This window comes from Clostridium sp. cel8 (assembly GCF_014050525.1).
Taxonomy (GTDB): Bacteria; Bacillota; Clostridia; order Clostridiales; family Clostridiaceae; genus Clostridium_B.
Genome location: NZ_JACGAG010000011.1, coordinates 58,410 through 76,467, shown reverse-complemented (window position 1 = coordinate 76,467; position 18,058 = coordinate 58,410). Strand labels below are relative to the sequence as shown.

General features: G+C 30.3%; 15 protein-coding genes and 1 riboswitch. Of the genes, 12 read left to right on the top strand and 3 right to left on the bottom strand.

From position 1 onward, the window contains the following. Positions 1-101: 101 nt before the first annotated feature. Positions 102-968 carry an NAD(P)/FAD-dependent oxidoreductase gene (locus H2684_RS10105; protein WP_182089286.1) on the top strand — a complete coding sequence of 289 codons (867 nt, stop codon included), beginning with the start codon at positions 102-104 and terminating at the stop codon, positions 966-968. Between the two features lie 93 nt (positions 969-1,061). Here the strand turns inward: H2684_RS10105 and H2684_RS10100 are convergent, their stop codons facing one another. Continuing rightward, positions 1,062-1,586 (bottom strand): cell wall hydrolase, encoded by a 525-nt coding sequence (locus tag H2684_RS10100; RefSeq protein ID WP_243159328.1) that lies wholly within the window; start codon positions 1,584-1,586, stop codon positions 1,062-1,064. Positions 1,587-1,588: 2 nt separating this feature from the next. Then, positions 1,589-1,717: riboswitch (cyclic di-AMP (ydaO/yuaA leader) on the bottom strand. Positions 1,718-1,894: 177 nt separating this feature from the next. On the opposite strand from H2684_RS10100, the gene H2684_RS10095 reads away from it, so the two are divergent. The 11 genes from H2684_RS10095 to glmS all read left to right on the top strand — a co-directional run bounded on the left by H2684_RS10095 (position 1,895) and on the right by glmS (position 15,241). Further along, on the top strand, positions 1,895-2,077 hold the full coding sequence (locus H2684_RS10095) for a hypothetical protein (protein ID WP_182089284.1): 183 nt from the start codon (positions 1,895-1,897) through the stop codon (positions 2,075-2,077). Positions 2,078-2,098: 21 nt separating this feature from the next. Continuing rightward, on the top strand, positions 2,099-3,076 hold the full coding sequence (locus tag H2684_RS10090) for an ATP-binding protein (RefSeq protein ID WP_182089283.1): 978 nt from the start codon (positions 2,099-2,101) through the stop codon (positions 3,074-3,076). Beyond that, the gene (locus tag H2684_RS10085) at positions 3,051-3,707 is read left to right on the top strand and encodes a DNA-binding domain-containing protein (RefSeq protein WP_243159327.1); all 657 of its coding nucleotides are present in this window, start codon (positions 3,051-3,053) and stop codon (positions 3,705-3,707) included. Before H2684_RS10090 ends, H2684_RS10085 begins: the two co-directional genes overlap by 26 nt. A 122-nt stretch (positions 3,708-3,829) precedes the next feature. Beyond that, positions 3,830-4,828, top strand: coding sequence for an ornithine carbamoyltransferase (argF, locus tag H2684_RS10080; protein ID WP_182089281.1), 999 nt, complete (start codon positions 3,830-3,832; stop codon positions 4,826-4,828). 19 nt (positions 4,829-4,847) lie between these two features. Further along, complete coding sequence (gene arcC / locus H2684_RS10075) at positions 4,848-5,798, top strand: carbamate kinase (protein WP_182089280.1); 951 nt, start codon at positions 4,848-4,850, stop codon at positions 5,796-5,798. A gap of 219 nt (positions 5,799-6,017) precedes the next feature. Next, a complete protein-coding gene (gene arcD / locus H2684_RS10070; protein WP_182089279.1) occupies positions 6,018-7,451 on the top strand; it encodes an arginine-ornithine antiporter in 1,434 nt (477 codons plus the stop codon). A gap of 145 nt (positions 7,452-7,596) precedes the next feature. Further along, positions 7,597-8,448, top strand: coding sequence for a diadenylate cyclase CdaA (cdaA, locus tag H2684_RS10065; RefSeq protein WP_182089278.1), 852 nt, complete (start codon positions 7,597-7,599; stop codon positions 8,446-8,448). Beyond that, on the top strand, positions 8,415-9,653 hold the full coding sequence (locus tag H2684_RS10060) for a CdaR family protein (RefSeq protein ID WP_182089277.1): 1,239 nt from the start codon (positions 8,415-8,417) through the stop codon (positions 9,651-9,653). The genes cdaA and H2684_RS10060 overlap by 34 nt, the downstream gene beginning before the upstream one ends. After that, positions 9,653-11,248, top strand: coding sequence for an FAD-dependent protein (locus H2684_RS10055; protein WP_182089276.1), 1,596 nt, complete (start codon positions 9,653-9,655; stop codon positions 11,246-11,248). Before H2684_RS10060 ends, H2684_RS10055 begins: the two co-directional genes overlap by 1 nt. An 88-nt stretch (positions 11,249-11,336) precedes the next feature. Then, the gene (gene glmM / locus H2684_RS10050; RefSeq protein ID WP_182089275.1) at positions 11,337-12,689 is read left to right on the top strand and encodes a phosphoglucosamine mutase; all 1,353 of its coding nucleotides are present in this window, start codon (positions 11,337-11,339) and stop codon (positions 12,687-12,689) included. Between the two features lie 725 nt (positions 12,690-13,414). Further along, the gene (gene glmS, locus H2684_RS10045; protein WP_182089274.1) at positions 13,415-15,241 is read left to right on the top strand and encodes a glutamine--fructose-6-phosphate transaminase (isomerizing); all 1,827 of its coding nucleotides are present in this window, start codon (positions 13,415-13,417) and stop codon (positions 15,239-15,241) included. Between the two features lie 85 nt (positions 15,242-15,326). Here glmS and H2684_RS10040 read toward each other — a convergent pair whose 3' ends face one another. Both H2684_RS10040 and H2684_RS10035 read right to left on the bottom strand, forming a co-directional pair. After that, complete coding sequence (locus tag H2684_RS10040) at positions 15,327-15,659, bottom strand: PqqD family protein (RefSeq protein ID WP_182089273.1); 333 nt, start codon at positions 15,657-15,659, stop codon at positions 15,327-15,329. 18 nt (positions 15,660-15,677) lie between these two features. Beyond that, complete coding sequence (locus H2684_RS10035) at positions 15,678-17,588, bottom strand: oligopeptide transporter, OPT family (protein WP_182089272.1); 1,911 nt, start codon at positions 17,586-17,588, stop codon at positions 15,678-15,680. Positions 17,589-18,058 lie beyond the last annotated feature (470 nt).

Below are 18,058 nucleotides of genomic sequence, written 5' to 3'. Positions count from 1 at the left end.
AATTTTAGTGATAGAAAAAAATAGCCCTCATGGGGCTAGAAGAATGAAGGTCTTAGAGTTATGCTCAAGGCTAATTTTATATATTATATGAGGTGATATATATGAATGGCCCTAGATACGATATAGCTATAATTGGAAGCGGCCCTGCTGGTTTGTCTGCTGCAATTAATGCAAAGATAAGAAATAAGAATATAATTATATTTGGAATAGAAGATTTAAGTAATAAAATAATAAAGGCTCCTAAAATCAATAATTATTTGGGATTTTATAATATGACTGGACTTGAATTTAAGAATAAATTTAAAGAACACATAGATTATTTGAATATATCAATAACTTATGAAAGAATAAATACAGTATATTCTATGGGAGATTATTTTGCATTGGATTCAAATGGTAAAATGTATGAGGCCGATTCCATAATACTTGCTACTGGAATTGAATATACCAAACCACTAAAAGGTGAAGAGGAGTTTCTAGGCAGAGGAGTTGGTTATTGTGCCACATGTGATGCTCCACTTTACAAAGGAAAGACAGTTAGCATTATAGGGTATAGTAAGGAAGCAGAAGCTGATGCAAATTATGTAAGTGAACTTGCAGGTAAGGTTTACTATATACCAATGTATAAAGAGGAGTTAAATTTGAATGACAATATAGAAGTAATAAGAAAAAGAGCTATTGAAATAGATGGAAAAGAAAAGGCTGAAAAGGTGATATTTAAAGATGGTGAAATTGAATCTGATGGTATATTTGTTTTAAAAGATAGTGTAGCACCAAATCAGCTTGTTCCTGGATTAGAAATTGAGAATGGACATATAAAAGTTGACTTGAATATGAAAACTAATATAAAAGGATGTTTTGCAGCTGGAGATTGTACTGGGAAACCGTATCAATATATGAAATCAGCAGGTCAAGGACAAGTGGCAGCTTTAAGTGCTGTTTCATATCTTGATTCAAAAAATAGATAATTAATATTTAAAAAGTTATAATATAAATTAATAATTTGAATATAAAAGTGCTTCCACAATATGTACATTATGGGAGCACTTTTATTGATTATACTAATCCGCAACGAAAAACACATGGTGTCCTATGGATTTAACATTTTTTTTACCAATGTCTTTCATCCAGGATGATGTGGCTATTTTAGGATTATAGAAAAATGTAGCTTTATTAGTAGGGTCAATTCCCTCTAGTGCCTTTGATACTGCTTTGTAGCTACTTTCATTTGGAACTACACTTATATTTCCATTTCTAACACAGGAAAAAGCACCTTTCTGTTTCACAACTCCTTCTACGGTCTTTGGAAACTTTGGGTATGTAAGTCTGTTTAGTATGACAGAAGCTACAGCGACTTGACCTTCAAAAGGTTCTGAGTTACTTTCAGCATATACTACCTTTGCCATTAAATCCACATCTTTTTGTGTTATATATAATTTTTGATTTGAATAGTTGAATACTTGAACTACTTCTTCTTTCCCATTAAAAAGATTTGTGTCTTTGTCATCTTTAGAATTAGCATATATTTTTTCTAATGGAGTAAAGAGAAGCAACAACAAAATTACAAAACAAAAAATTTTTTTCAAATATATCCTCTCCTTGTTACCTACGGGGTTAGCTGACGGGTTCGGTAAAGGCATAACCTACTATAAATACGATTCACCCCAATTATTCTGGTTTCCCCGTGTTTTTTGTTAAACTTAGGCTAATGATATTGTGTCCGTTTTATAAAAAAAAATACAAATTTTAATATATTTTATTAAAATTTTATAAAATAGTATTTGCTATAGACGTGAAAACATTAACAATGTAAAATAAAAGGAAAGATAACTATAATATATGAAATATTTGTAATATATAATTATACATTGCAAATATCAAAAGGAGGGATGTTATGAAAAAAATAAAAACTATTTTTATAATTGCTATGTGCATTGCTCTTAGTTCACAGGTATATTTTAATTTGTTTGTATCTGGATTTACAATAACATTATCTGTAATTGTATTGCCTGTTGTTCTTTATTTTAATAGAGAGGTCAATCCTCTATATTTAACATTTATAATTGGAATAGTTTGACCGCTTTATAGAGGTTTTGTTATGTATATTAGTAATACTAATATATATCAAGTAGTGAATCCTGTTTTTACTGATATCTTATTTTATTTTACATATGGTTTATTGTATTATTTTTTATATTGGAAAAAGATAGATTCAAATTTAACTAATTTTTTTGTTTCAATTGTTTTAAGTGACTTTATTGCTAATGTTTTAGAAGTGAGTATACTTATGAGCTTCCAGGGATATAAGTATAGTATATTTCAGGATTTAGTAATTATAGCTTTTATAAGATCTACTATTGCAGTATGTGTAATATTATTGCTTAGGTATTACAGTTTTTTACTTATAAGAGAAGAACATGAAGAAAGATATAGAAACTTAGTACTTATTACTTCAAAAATTAAAAGTGAAGTATATTTCATGAAAAAGAATAAAAGAGATATTGAAGATGTAATGAAAAAGGCTTATTTTCTTTATAAAACTTTATCGGAAAATAACTATCCAACTAAATTTGAAAATGCATCTTTGGACGTGGCAAGAAATGTTCATGAAATAAAGAAAGATTACATAAGCGTTATACAGGGGCTAGAAGAAATGTTTGATAAAAGACATGATAATATTAAGATGGATATTAAAGATATTATGAATATTATTGAAGCTGATGTAAAGGAATATATAAGAAGAAATAGACTAGATGTATACTTAGATTGCAAGATATATGATAATTTCAGCGTAGAGAAACATTACTATCTAGTATCCATTATAAGGAACTTAATTTACAACGGTATTGAAGCTATTGAAGAGGGGAAAAATGGATATATAAGAATTATTATCAGTAAAAGGTATAATGAATATACTTTCATAGTATCAGACAATGGATCTGGAATAAAGGATAAAAACTTAGATTATATTTTTAATCCTGGATTTTCAACAAAATTCAATAGAGAAACTGGTGATATATGTAGAGGAAGTAGATTTCCTTATGCCTATAATGGATGGAAACGTTCTTGTAAATAAAATTAAAACTTTGAGATCAGACATTTATTTTATTATGATATCTCAGGTATTAGATAGTGAATTAAGAGGAGAGTCTTATGAAGCTGGAATAGAATTTTTTATAAACAAGCCCATAAATAAAATTGAGGTAAAAAAGGTAGTTTCAAAAGTTGCAGAAAAGGTAGAAATGGTAAGTATGCTTTCTAAAATAAACCAAATGTTTAAAACTCCAGATAAGAATAAAGAAAATAAAAATAGAAATTTAATTAAGATAAAACATATTTTAGGAATGCTTGGAATGTTAGGAGAGAAAGGGACAAATGATATAATTAAAATATGTTTATATCTTATAGAAAATAATAAAAATTTTGTAGAGTGTAATTTGGATGATTTAAATAGTTACTTAGGAGATAATTCTAAGGTAGTGAAACAAAGAGTAAGAAGAGCAATAAAAGTTGGACTTACTAATATAGCTAGTATGGGAATTGCGGATTATAGTGATGATATTTTCCATATTTACGCAAATGTACTTTTCGATTTTATTAATGTAAAAGCTGAAATGGATTTTATAAATCATAAGAGAAAAACAGGAGGAAAAGTTTCTATAAATAAATTTTTTGAAGGTCTTATACTTAAGTGCCAGGATTTATAAAAATTAATATAATAGTGAAAAAAGCTCTTAAAATTTTATTTTAAGAGCTTTTTTGAATTATTGTGATTTATTTTGAAACTCACATTCTAGAATAAATCATAATCATTCTAGGAGGTAATAAAATGTACAATTTAAGAAACAGAAGCTTTTTAACATTAATGGATTTTACAACAAAGGAAATAAATTTTATGCTTGATCTTTCATCGGATCTTAAGAAGGCAAAGTATTCTGGAACAGAACAACAAAAACTTAAAGGAAAGAATATAGTTCTATTATTTGAAAAGGATTCTACTAGGACAAGATGTGCGTTTGAAGTAGGAGCAATGGACCAAGGAGCAAATGTAACATATTTAGGACCTACAGGAAGTCAGATGGGAAAGAAAGAGTCAATAGCAGATACTGCAAGAGTACTTGGAAGAATGTATGATGGAATCGAGTACAGAGGTTTTTCTCAGAAAACTGTTGAAGATTTAGCTAAATATTCAGGAGTGCCAGTATGGAATGGACTTACTGATGCTGATCATCCTACTCAGGTACTTGCAGATTTTCTTACTGCAAAAGAACACTTGAATAAGCCATATAACAAAATGGTATTTGTATATGTTGGAGATGGAAGAAATAACGTAGCAAATGCACTTATGATTGGTGCATCAAAAATGGGTATGGATTTTAGAATAGTTAGTCCAAAAGAATTATTCCCTGCAGAAGAATTGTTAACTAAGTGCAAAGAGGTAGCAAAGGAAACTGGAGCAAAGATAACAATAACTGATGACGTTGATGAAGGAGTAAAGAATGCAGACGTTTTATATACAGATGTATGGGTGTCTATGGGAGAACCTGATGAAGTATGGGCAGAAAGAATAAAACTTTTAAAGCCATATCAAGTAAATATGGAAATGATAAAGAAGACAGGAAATGAGAAAGTAATATTTGAACATTGTTTACCATCTTTCCATGACATTAAAACAAAGATAGGAAAAGAAATTTACGATAAATTTGGAATTGATTCTATGGAAGTTACAGATGAAGTATTTGAAAGTAAATACTCAGTAGTATTTGATGAAGCAGAAAACAGAATGCATACCATAAAAGCTGTTATGGTTGCTACACTTGGAGAATAATTAGGAAGGAGATTGGAATATGGCAAAAATAGTAGTAGCACTTGGTGGAAATGCATTGCAAGCTAATCCAAAGGATAAATCAGCTGAAACACAACTTAAAACATGTATGGAGACATCAAAGCCAATAGTTGATCTTATTGAAGATGGACATGAAGTTATAATAACCCATGGAAATGGTCCTCAGGTTGGACAGATGGTTGCAACATATGAAACAGCAGCAACACTAAATGAGAAAAATCCAATAATGCCCTTCCCAGAATGTGGAGCAATGAGTCAAGGATATATAGGATATCAGCTTCAACAGGCAATAAAGAAAGAAATTAAAGAAAGAAATTTAAATAAAGAAGTTGCCACAGTAATTACCCAAGTGGTAGTAGATGAAAATGATCCAGCTTTTAAAAATCCAACTAAACCAGTAGGATCCTTTTTTACAGAAGAACAAGCTAAAAAGCTTATGGATGAAAAAGGATATATTATGAAAGAAGATGCAAATAGAGGATGGAGAAGGGTAGTTCCTTCACCATTACCTAAAGCTGTTGTTGAGGAACCTGTAATTAAAACTTTAGTTGATAGTGGACATGTTGTTATTACAGTAGGTGGTGGCGGTATTCCTGTGGTTGATAGAGGAAATCGAAAATTTGAAGGAGTTTCTGCTGTAATTGATAAAGATTTTGCTTCAGAAAAAATTGCAGAATTGCTAGATGCAGATAAACTAGTTATTTTAACTGCAGTAGAACAAGTATCAATTAATTTTGGCAAGCCAGATCAGAAAAATATTTTGAAAATGACAGCAAATGAAGCTAAACAGTACATTGAAGAAGGACATTTTGCACCAGGCTCAATGCTTCCAAAAGTAAAAGCTGCTCTTACTTTTGTAGAATCAAAACCAGGAAGAGAGTCAGTTATTACTTCACTTGGAAAAGCTAAAGAAGCCATAGCAGGCTTAACTGGAACAACTTTAACAATGTAGTTTTAAATATAACATCCTATAACGTATCACTATTTACAGTATATAAGTTCTTTGTTAATAGAATAAAAGTGAAAATAAGATAAAATAATATTAGGTTACAATCTTTTTATTGCCAGATATAATTTATCTGGCGATAATTTTCTTAATAAAGCAGAATCCATAAGAAATGAATTCATAAAAGTTAGAAAATTATTAATATTTATAAGAAGGAGCGTTAATATGGAAAATCAACAAAAAGGTAAATTAGGACTTATACCATTAATAGCATTAGTAATTGGTTCTATAATTGGTGGAGGAGCTTTTTCTTTTCCAGCAGATATGGCAAAAGGAGCAAGTGCTGGTGCTATTGTCATAGCATGGGTTATTACTGGAATTGGAATGTTAACACTTGGCTTTGTATTTCAGAATTTGTCCCAACGGAAATCGGATCTAGATTGTGGTATATATAGTTATGCTAAAGAAGGTTTTGGAGAATATATAGGATTTAATTGTGCTTGGGGACATTGGGTTAGTTCAATGTTAGGAGACGTTTCATATTTGGTAATGCTTTTTTGTACAATAGGATATTTTTTCCCTATATTTGGTACTGGAAACAATTTGCCTGCAATTATAGGTGAAAGTATACTAATATGGAGTGTTAATGCACTTATATTAAAAGGTGTAAAAACAGCTGCATGGGTAAACGTTTTAACAACTATTGGAAAACTTATACCTATATTTGTATTTATAATCATATCAATAATTATGTTTAAAGTTGATATATTTACTATGGATTTCTGGGGTAATATGAATACAAACCTTGGAAGTGTGGTAAAACAGGTAAAAAGCACAATGCTTGTAACTTTATGGGCATTTATTGGTATAGAAAGTGCAGTGGTATTTTCAGAACGAGCGAAAGTAAGAAAAGACGTTAGTAAAGCTACTGTAATAGGATTATTAGGAGTGCTTGTTATTTATATTTTAGTATCATTATTAGCACTTGGAACAATGAGTCAAGCTCAATTAGCTGGCTTAAAGAGTCCTTCTATGGCATATGCCCTAGAATTTATGGTTGGTAAATGGGGTGCTATAGTAGTAAATTTAGGTTTAATAATATCGTTATTAGGTGTATTTCTTGGATGGACTTTGATATGTGCAGAATTATCTTATGCAGCAGGAAAAGGTAAGGTATTTCCAAAATTCTTTACAAAAGAAAATGAGAATGGTGCACCTAAAAATGCTCTTTTAGTTACAAATTTAGTAACTCAAGCCTTCTTAATAGTGGCTTTCTTTTCTAAAAGTTCATATCAAATACTATATTCTATCTCAAGTACTGTAGTATTAGTACCATATTTTTTCAGTGCTTTATATGGATTGAAATTAACTATAACTAAGGAAACATATGATATAGAGGATAGCAATATAAGAATAAGGGATATGATTATATCAGGTTTATCAGTTATATATGCGATTTGGCTTATAGATGCAGCAGGTTTAAACTATATGTTGCTTCTTACTATATTGCTTTCAGGAGGAATTTTAGTTTTTTATAAAGCTAGAAAAGAAGGAAATGAAATTGCTTTTACAAAAGTAGAGAAGATTATAGTATCAGTTTTACTAATTCTTGCAATTATAGCTGTTTACATGATAGCTGCAGGGAAAATTTTACTTTAGTTCAGGTTATATTTATTTAAAATAACAGCATCGATTATTATTGGTGCTGTTTATTTTTGTATTTAAAATTAAAATTATGTTCATGTCTAAATAATGTTAAATAGTGTATAATTATAAATAGATATTTTTAAGGATGGTGAGATGATTGGAACTGCTTCAATTACTAGTAAATTCAGTAAAACATATGAATTTCTCATCTGTAATGGACATACTTGTTGTATCATATATTTTATATAAAGTATATATGCTTATGAAAGAAACAAGAGCGGAACAATTGTTAAAAGGAATAATTCTTTTAATATTATTGATACCAATAAGCAGTTTTTTTAATTTAACTATGTTAAATTGGATACTGACAAAAACTTTGACTATTGGAGTTCTTTCAATCATAATCATATTCCAACCTGAAATAAGAAGTGCTTTAGAACATCTCGGAAGAAGTGCATTTACTGATAGAAGAATTCTCCATGACGAAAAGACAATGAAAAAGGTAATAACTGAGATCGTAAATGCAGTTGAGAATTTGTCAAAGAGCCATACTGGTGCTTTGATTGTAATAGAACAAATAACAGGGCTTGAGGATATAATAAAGACGGGAACTAGACTAGATGCAATTGTATCTTCTGCACTTTTAGAAAATATATTTGTAGTAAATACACCTTTGCACGATGGTGCTTCGATAATAAGGAATGATAGAATAATTTCGGCAGGGTGCTTTCTTCCTTTAACACATAATGATACTTTGAATAAGAATTTAGGTACTAGGCATAGAGCAGCAATTGGTATATCAGAAAAGTCAGATGCTTTAGTTATTATTGTATCTGAAGAAACAGGAATAATATCTCTTGCAGTACACGGAAGAATCACAAGAAATTATACAAAAGATAGACTTAATAATTTACTGATTCGTATAATGAAAAATAGACTTCAAAAGAATCTAAACTTTAGGGAGAAGGTGAATAGATGGAAACAAAAATTTCTAAAGACCAAATCCTGATAAGAATTTTGTGTATTATTGTTTCTTTTATATTATGGCTTTACATATACAATGTGAAAAATCCTATAAAGGAGAGGAAGATTGTTGTGCCTGTTAATATAGTAAACAAAAGTGCGCTTGCCAAATCAAATTTAGTGCAAATAGATGGAGAAGATTCAGAAGTTACACTTGATATAAAAGGAAATGTATCTGAAATATATTCTATAAAATCTGAAGATTTTAGCCTTGAATGTGATATAGGTTCCTATGTATTAAAAAAAGGGGATAACAACGTGCCTGTAGAGATAAAGAAACAACCTAAAGATATAAGCATAGTAAATAGTGAGAACTTATGGGTGAGTGTAAAGTTGGATTCAATTGTAAAGAAGACTTTGCCAATAGAATTATTTTTAGAAGGTGAAACTAAAGAAGGGCTTAATGCAGTAAATTCTACTATAAGCGTGAAACAGGCTGAAGTGTCAGGTGCATCTAAATATATATCTAATGTTAATAAAATTGCAGCAAGATATAATATAGAGAATATAAATAAAAGTGGTAGTGTTAATGTAGCTCTTCAGGCAGAAGATTCTTCTGGAGAGGTAATTAAAAATGTAACTATAAGTCCAAAATATGTATGGGTAAATATACAACTTGGAAAAGTTAAAAGTGTACCTGTAAGTATTAAGACAACTGGAACTGTTAAAGAAGGTACTAAAGTTGAATCTATAAGTTGTTTACCTGACAAAGTTACTATATCGGGAAATAAAGAAATTATTTCCTCCATAAATAGTATAGATACAGAAACAGTGGATTTAAGTAAGGTTTCAGGAGATGAAAATGTCCGTGCAAAGCTGTCTCTTCCAATTGGAGTAAATCTTGTAGATAATAATAAATATGTAAACTTAAAAATAGATCTTACAGAATCTGATTCCGATGAAAAAATTTCGAAAAAGAATCTAGAATTTAAAATAAAAACGAAAAATTTAAGTAAAGATTATGAAGCACAATTAGAAGAGGATACGGCTTCTATTGTGGTTTCTGGTGAATCAAGTATTATAGATAGTTTAAAGGAAGATGATATAGAATGTTATGTTGATCTATCATCTGTATCTGAGGGAGAGAAAGATTTTAATGTAAATGTTACTCTTCCTGATGGGGTTTCTATTGTATCTAAAAATCCACAAAATGTGAAAGTTACTATTAAGAAAAAATCGGAGGATAAATAATGTCAATTAGAATAAATAATTTAACAATAAGTTTAAATGAAGATATAAAAATCCTTAAGAAAAAGGCGGCTAAAAAGTTAAGAATATCTCAAAGTGATATAGAAGAATTTAATATACTTAGGGAGTCCATAGATGCAAGGAGAAAGAACAAGATAAAGTTCAATTATACTGTAGAAGTTTCATTGTCAGAAGAAGAAAAGCTTGTATCAAAGCTTAATGATAAAGATGTAATTTTAGAAAAAAATGAAGTATATAGTGTTAAACCTGGAGAAGAAAAACTTGAAAATAGACCTGTTGTTGTTGGAATGGGACCTGCAGGAATGTTTTCAGGCCTTATGCTAGCTAAATTTGGATATAGACCTATTATAGTTGAAAGAGGAGAAAGTGTAGAAAATAGGGAAAAGAGTATAGAAAAATTTTGGAGTACAGGAAAGTTAAATACAGAATCAAATGTACAATTTGGAGAAGGCGGAGCAGGTACATTTTCAGATGGCAAACTTACTACAAGAACTAAAGATAAAAGATGTAGAATGATTCTTGAAACTTTTGTAAAGTATGGTGCACCAAAGGAGATACTATACAGTGGTAAGCCTCACATTGGAACTGATATATTAAAGACAGTTGTAAAAAATATAAGAAAAGAAATAGAAAAAATGGGTGGAACGGTGCTCTTTAATACTAAACTTACTGATTTTGTGACTGAAGATAAAAAGATTAAAGCAATTGTATTAGGACAAGAAAAATTACAATGTAGTAACTTAATACTTGCAATAGGTCATAGCTCGCGTGATACATATGAAATGTTGTTTAGGAAAAATGTGTTTATGGAACAAAAGCCATTTGCAATTGGAGTAAGAGTAGAACACTTGCAAGAGATGATAGATGTAAATCAGTACGGGAGATACGCAGGGCATCCAAAACTAAAAGCTTCTGATTACAGGCTTACATCAAGAAGTAAAGATGGTAGAGGAATATATAGCTTTTGTATGTGTCCTGGAGGTCAAGTTGTAGCGGCTTCTTCTGAAGATGGGAGAGTTGTTACAAATGGTATGAGTAATTATAAAAGAGATGGTAAAAATGCAAATTCAGCTATAGTTGTATCTGTTGGAAAAGATGATTTTGAAAATGATATGCCTCTTAGTGGTATGGAGTTTCAAAGATACTATGAGTCCCTTGCATATAAGGCTGGAGGAGGAGATTATAAAGCTCCAGTACAGCTTATAAGGGATTTTTTGAATGATACAGTGTCAAGTAAATTCGGAAATGTTAAGCCAAGTTATGAAAGAGGATATAATTTTGCAGATTTGAGAAAATGTCTTCCAGATAAGGTTAGTGAAGCTTTAAAAGAGGGATTTATAAATTTCGAGAAAAAGATAAAAGGATTTTCTAAAGGTGATGGAGTAATAACTGGAATAGAAACTAGAACTTCTGCACCTCTTAGAATATCTAGAAATGAGAATTTGGAAAGTATATCATTTGAAGGATTATATCCTTGTGGTGAAGGTGCAGGTTTTGCAGGTGGTATAATGTCTTCTGCAGTTGATGGCATTAAGGTAGCTGAAAAAATAATATCTAAATATAGACCCTTTGATTAAATAAGATTGTACAAATGTTTTTAGTATAATATAATATAACATGAATGTTTTTAATTTTACATTAACAATTGATAAGAGAGGTATTTTTATGCATAGAATGTTTGGAACTGACGGAGTTAGAGGAATTGCAAATAAAGAGTTAACCTGTGAGTTAGCATATAAACTTGGAAAAGCAGGAGCTTGTGTATTAACAGAAGGAGCTAGAAGTCCAAAGATACTTGTTGGAATGGATACAAGAATATCTGGAGATATGCTTGAAGGAGCACTGGTTTCAGGAATACTTTCAGTCGGTGCAAAAGCAATATGTGTGGATGTTATTCCAACACCTGCAATAGCCTATTTAACTAAAAAATATGGCGCGGATGCTGGAGTTGTAATATCAGCATCGCATAATCCTGTAGAATATAATGGAATTAAATTTTTTAATGGACAAGGATATAAACTTTCAGATGAGTTGGAGGATAAAATACAAAGACTTATTGAAAGTGATTTTGAGGGAGTAGAGTTACCCATAGGAGAGCATATAGGGGTTAAGACAAATAAATCTCACAAAGCTATTACTGATTATATAGAATTTGCTAAATCCACTATAGATACTAATTTAGAAGGACTTAAGATTGCACTTGACTGTGCAAATGGAGCCTCATCTAAAACATCAGTTAAGGCATTTAAAGAATTGGGAGCAGATGTTTATGTTATAAATAATGATCCTGATGGAATAAATATAAATAAAAATTGTGGATCAACTCATCCAGAAGAACTTATGGATTATGTTGTTAAAAAGGGATGTGATTTTGGACTTGCCTTTGATGGAGATGCAGACAGATGTCTTGCTGTAGATGAAAATGGTAACCTAGTAAGTGGCGATTTCATAATAGGAATAATAGGAAAATACTTAAAGTCAAAGGGTCAGCTTAACCATAATGCTGTAGTAGTCACTGTTATGAGCAATCTTGGACTTGATATAGCATTAAATAAAGAAGGAATAAAAACTGTAAAAACAAAAGTTGGAGACAGATATGTACTTGAAGAGATGAAAAATAGTAATTATGTTTTAGGTGGAGAACAATCAGGGCATATAATTATGCTTAATCACAACACAACAGGTGATGGACTTGTTACAGGTCTTAAAATAGCATCTATAGTAAAGGAAAGTGGTAAAACACTTTCAAAGCTTGCATCATTTATAAAAGAACTTCCACAGGTACTTGTAAATGCAAATGTTGCAAATGATAAAAAGGATATATATTTAAAAGATGAAGAAATAGTAAGTGAAATTAAAAAGATGGAAGAAAAACTTGATGGATGTGGAAGAGTTTTAATAAGACCATCTGGAACAGAGCCTCTTATCAGGGTGATGCTTGAAGGTAAAGTACAATCTGAAATAGATAAAATGGCAAATGATCTTGCAAGTCTTATTGAAACTAAGGCAAATGCTTAAATAAAGTTAAATGTATTTTGTATATTAATGTAAAATGTAAACCTGACGGATGGTTTACATTTTATGTTTATAATACAATATATTGTTATAAAACAGGCTGTTAATATAAAATTAATAATTTCAGGTTTAAAGATGTAAAAGCGCTTGTTTACTTACATTTAGTGGGATCGTTTATGTCTTAGATTAAGTAAGATAATTTTTTTAACGATGTAATAGTTGACAAAAAATAGTCTTAAATCATATAATGGATTGAAAGAATATTTAACAAACTTATTTATGTGGAAAGCAGGTGATAGCTAAATAATAATATATAAAATTAAAGCGCCAGGACTTAAGTAAAAATAACTTGTAATTTTGCTTAAGTTGACGAGGATGGGGAGTATCGAATCTTCGGCGGGTGCCCCACGGTATACGCACTACCGTTAACGACTGATAAAAGCAGGAAGTGATTCCTGAAACAACATCAGTCTGGTGTAAAAACCTCAATATTCATTGAGTTAGGGATATTTTCTATATCCCTGTAATCAAATATAAATTATATCCTGTTAAAAAAAGAGTATTAAATAGGTCTATTTCTCGTACACTTTTTTAAATTTAGTGTGTTGGAGAGTCTTATTGTCATGTAAAATTTTATGCTAATTTGCACTGCAAGATAAAATATAGACTAAATATAGTCTTATAAGCAGGATAAATCTAAATTATTAAATTTTGAGAGGAAGATTAATATGTGCGGAATAGTAGGATTTATTGGAAACAGAGATGCAGCACCAATATTAGTGGAAGGATTAAGTAAGCTTGAATACAGAGGTTATGATTCTGCAGGTGTTGCTATAATTGATAATGATCATATAAATGTAACTAAATGTAAAGGAAGACTTTTAAATTTAAAAAATAAATTAGACAGTGAACCACTTAAAGGTTTTGTAGGTATTGGACACACAAGATGGGCAACTCATGGTGAGCCTTCTGATATAAATGCTCATCCACATAAAAATGAAGATGGAACAATAAGCGTAGTTCACAATGGGATAATAGAAAATTATGTTGAATTAAGAGAAATGCTTAAATCCAAAGGATATACATTTCTTTCTGATACAGATACTGAAGTTGTACCACATCTTATAGATTATTTTTATAAAGGTGATTTGACAAATGCTGTTATGGAGGCAGTATCAAAACTGAAGGGAAGTTATGCTATAGGAGTAGTTTCCTCAAGAGAGCCAAATAAAATTGTTGCAGCAAGAAAAGACAGTCCTTTGGTAGTAGGGCTTGGGGACAAGGAGTACTTTATAGCATCAGATATACCTGCAATACTTAATTATACAAGAGATGTTTATCTTTTAAATGATAATGAATTTGTAGTCTTAGATAGAAGTGGAGTAAAGATCCTAGATAGTGAAAAGAAAGAGATAAAGAGAGATGTATTTCATGTAACATGGAATGCAGATGCTGCTGAAAAAGGCGGTTATGATCATTTTATGATAAAGGAAATAAACGAGCAGCCAAAGGCAATAAAAGATACAATGACTTCAAGGATTGTACCAGGTAAACCTATTACTCTTGATGATATAAATATCACAAAAGAGCAGATACAAGATATAAATAGAATTTATATTGTAGCTTGTGGAACTGCATATCATGCAGGACTTGTAGGTAAATATGTAATAGAAAAACTTGCTAGGATGCCTGTAGAAGTTGATACAGCATCAGAATTTAGATATAGAGATCCAATGATAGATGATAAGACTTTGATGATAGCAGTAAGTCAGTCAGGTGAAACTGCAGATACACTTGCAGGACTTAGAGAAGCAAAGAAAAAAGGCGCAAGAACAATAGCAGTAACTAATGTTGTTGGAAGTACAATATCAAGAGAAGCAGATGATGTTCTTTACACTTGGGCTGGACCTGAAATTGCAGTAGCTTCAACTAAGGCCTATGTAACACAACTTATTGTAATGTATACAATAGCATTGTTCTTTGCACAAAATAAAGGAACTTTAAGTAATTCTGAAATTGAAAAGTTAAAAGCTGAAATGCTTACACTTCCAGAAAAGACTAAAAAGATCCTTGAAGATACATCTGTTGTTGAGAAATTTGCAGATGATAACTACAATAACAGAGATATGTTCTATATAGGAAGAGGACTTGACTATGCTGTAGCTATGGAAGGTGCATTAAAAGTAAAAGAAGTATCATATATTCATTCTGAAGCTTATGCAGGTGGAGAATTGAAACATGGTCCTATAGCTCTTATTGAAGATGGAACTATAGTAGTTGCAGGAATAACTCAGCAAAAGCTAGTTGAAAAAATGTTAAGCAATGTTAAAGAACTTACTACAAGAGGTGCCAAAGTTTTAGCACTTGCAATAGAAGGAAGTTCGCAGGTAGAAAGTGAAGTTGATTCTATAATTTACTTGCCAAAAATAAATGATTTATTTGCACCAGTTTTAGAAGTAATACCACTTCAGCTTCTTGGATATTATATGGCTATTAAGAGAGGCTGCGATGTAGACAAACCTAAGAATTTGGCTAAGTCAGTTACAGTAGAGTAGTTTTTAAATAAAGCTTGAATAAATTTTTAAAAGATAAAAATACCTGTAATAATAGATTATATCTAAATATTACAGGTATTTTAAATTAATATTTTATAAATTTATTTTGCTTTAATATATAGAAAAATTTTATTAATCGTTCATAAAATATACTATCATTATCATCAAAATTCTTTCTCACTTCATTTGCAATCTCACCAATATTTTTTTTGTCATCTATGCATTTCCAAACCATACTGCCATATTCATCTAGTTTTATTTCACTTTTTTTAGGTGCTTTAAAAAATATTTGAGCTATCCTGTTGAAAAATCCTTTATTGATTATTGTAATTGTTACTATTCCATTTTCATCAATATTCCACTTATGTTCTTTATTTATTATTGGAATATAATCAAGATAATTTTTCGCCTTTTTCATTGGTTAATAACCTTTCTTTTATTTACTAGCTCCTTTATTCCAAATAGTAAATTTAAATAAACTAACTATAAGGAGAGCAAAAAAGATAAGTGCACCAATACTCCCAAGATTTATTATTCCTGACATATCAATTATTTCTGCAAGTGATCTATTACCAACTTTTAGTATTGCAAACACTGCAAGAAGAATTCCAATAAGACCTTCACCTGCAATTAAACCTGAAGTATATAAAACTCCTCTGTCAATTGCATCTTTTCTTTTAGTTTCAGATATGTTTTTCTTCTTTTCAAAATACATTCTTACAAGTCCACCAACCATAATTCCTGTACTTAAATGAATTGGAAGATAAAGTCCTATTGCAAATGGAAGAACTGGTATTCCAAGTATTGCGATAAAAATTGCTATTGCTACTCCAGTGAATACTAAATTCCATGGAAGATTTCCATTCATAACTCCTTCAACAACCATTTTCATTAATGTAGCTTGTGGAGCTGCAAGTTTATCTGATCCAAATCCCCATGCTGCATTTAATAAGTATAATGCTCCTCCAATTGTTATTGATGAAGCTACAACACCGATAATTTCACCAATTTGTTGCTTATATGGAGTTGCTCCTACTATATATCCTGTCTTTAAATCCTGTGAAGTATCACCTGCAATTGCTGCAATTATACAAATAACTGAGCCTATTGCTATTGCAGATAGCATTCCTTCTCTTCCAGTAACACCAGTTAATTTTAATATCATTGTTGTAATAAGAAGTGTTGCTATTGTCATACCTGATACTGGGTTATTACTACTTCCTACAAGACCAACTATTCTTGATGATACTGTAGCAAAGAAGAAACCAAATATAGTTATGAGTATTGCTCCACCTAATGAAACAGGAATTGTTGGTATAAGCCATATAATAACTATTAATGCTACTATGCCAATTATTATTACATTTACTGGTAAATCCTTGTCTGTTCTCTCTTGCGATACCACTTTATCTTTGCTTTTTAAATCCTTAATTGATGATGAAAATGTTGAAACAATTAATGGAAGGGATTTTATTAAACTCATTATTCCTCCAGCTGCAACTGCACCTGCACCAATATATTTTAAGTAATTTGACCATAAAGCAAATGAACCCATACTACTTATTGGATCTGTTCCAGGATACATAACTGTATTTCCAGCAAATAGAGATATTAAAGGCAATATTGCAAACCATCCAAGTATTCCACCTGCAAACATATAACTTGAAATTTTTATTCCACAGATATATCCAACTCCAAGCAACGCTGGAAGTACGTCAATACCAGCTGCTGAGCCTTTATAACTTTGTATTTCATAATGAACTTCACTTGGAAATATTTTAAATCCTTCTGATAAAAATTTATAAGCTGCGGCTATTCCAAGGCCTGCAAAAACTCCTGAAGCTTTGCTTCCACCTTCTTCTCCTGCAAGAAGAACTTCAGAACATGCTGTTCCTTCTGGATATGGAAGAACTCCATGTTCTTTAACTATAAGTGCTTTTCTAAGAGGAATCATAAATAGAACACCAAGTATTCCTCCACATAAACAAATTATTGATATTTCAATTAATGATGGAGCTGGTTGTCCCCATTCTTCCATCCAAATAAATATAGCTGGTAATGTAAATATTGCACCTGCTGCAATAGATTCACCAGCTGATCCTATAGTTTGTACTAAATTATTCTCAAGTATAGAATCCCTTTTTAAAATAACTCTTATAATTCCCATTGACATAACTGCTGCTGGAATTGACGCTGATATAGTCATTCCAACTTTTAAGCCCAAATAAGCATTTGCAGCACCAAATACAATTGCTAATATAATACCTATAGAAACTGATGTTAATGTCATTTCTGGCAAAACTTTGTCTGCACTTATAAAGGGCTTAAACTGGTTCTTTTCATGCATTTTCTTTCCTCCTTGATTTAATTGTAAATTTATTAACATAATGTATAAATTACATTTATATATTTTTTAATAATTTTTAATAAATAGTATAAGCTTATACTTATGTTAATATAAATTATATGATTTTAATTTTTAAATAAAAAAACTAAAATCATAATACCATATAGTCAAATTTTATTCAATGTTACCGATAGTATTACAGTTTATTTATTAATTACTTATAAAAAACAAATAATTAATTTTAATTCATAAAAATACTACCAACAGTAGAGTAATAGACAGCAATGGTTGAAGAAATTTCAAGAATGGCAGAAAAACTAAATGAAATAGCAGAGGAGTTAAATTAAGAAGTGGAGAAGTTTAAGATTAATTAGGAGGAAAATTTAAAATAATGATATTGTGCATTTAAAAATAAACAATCTTAGAGTATAATTTTAGTGGGCAAAGATAGTATTAATTAATAATAAAAA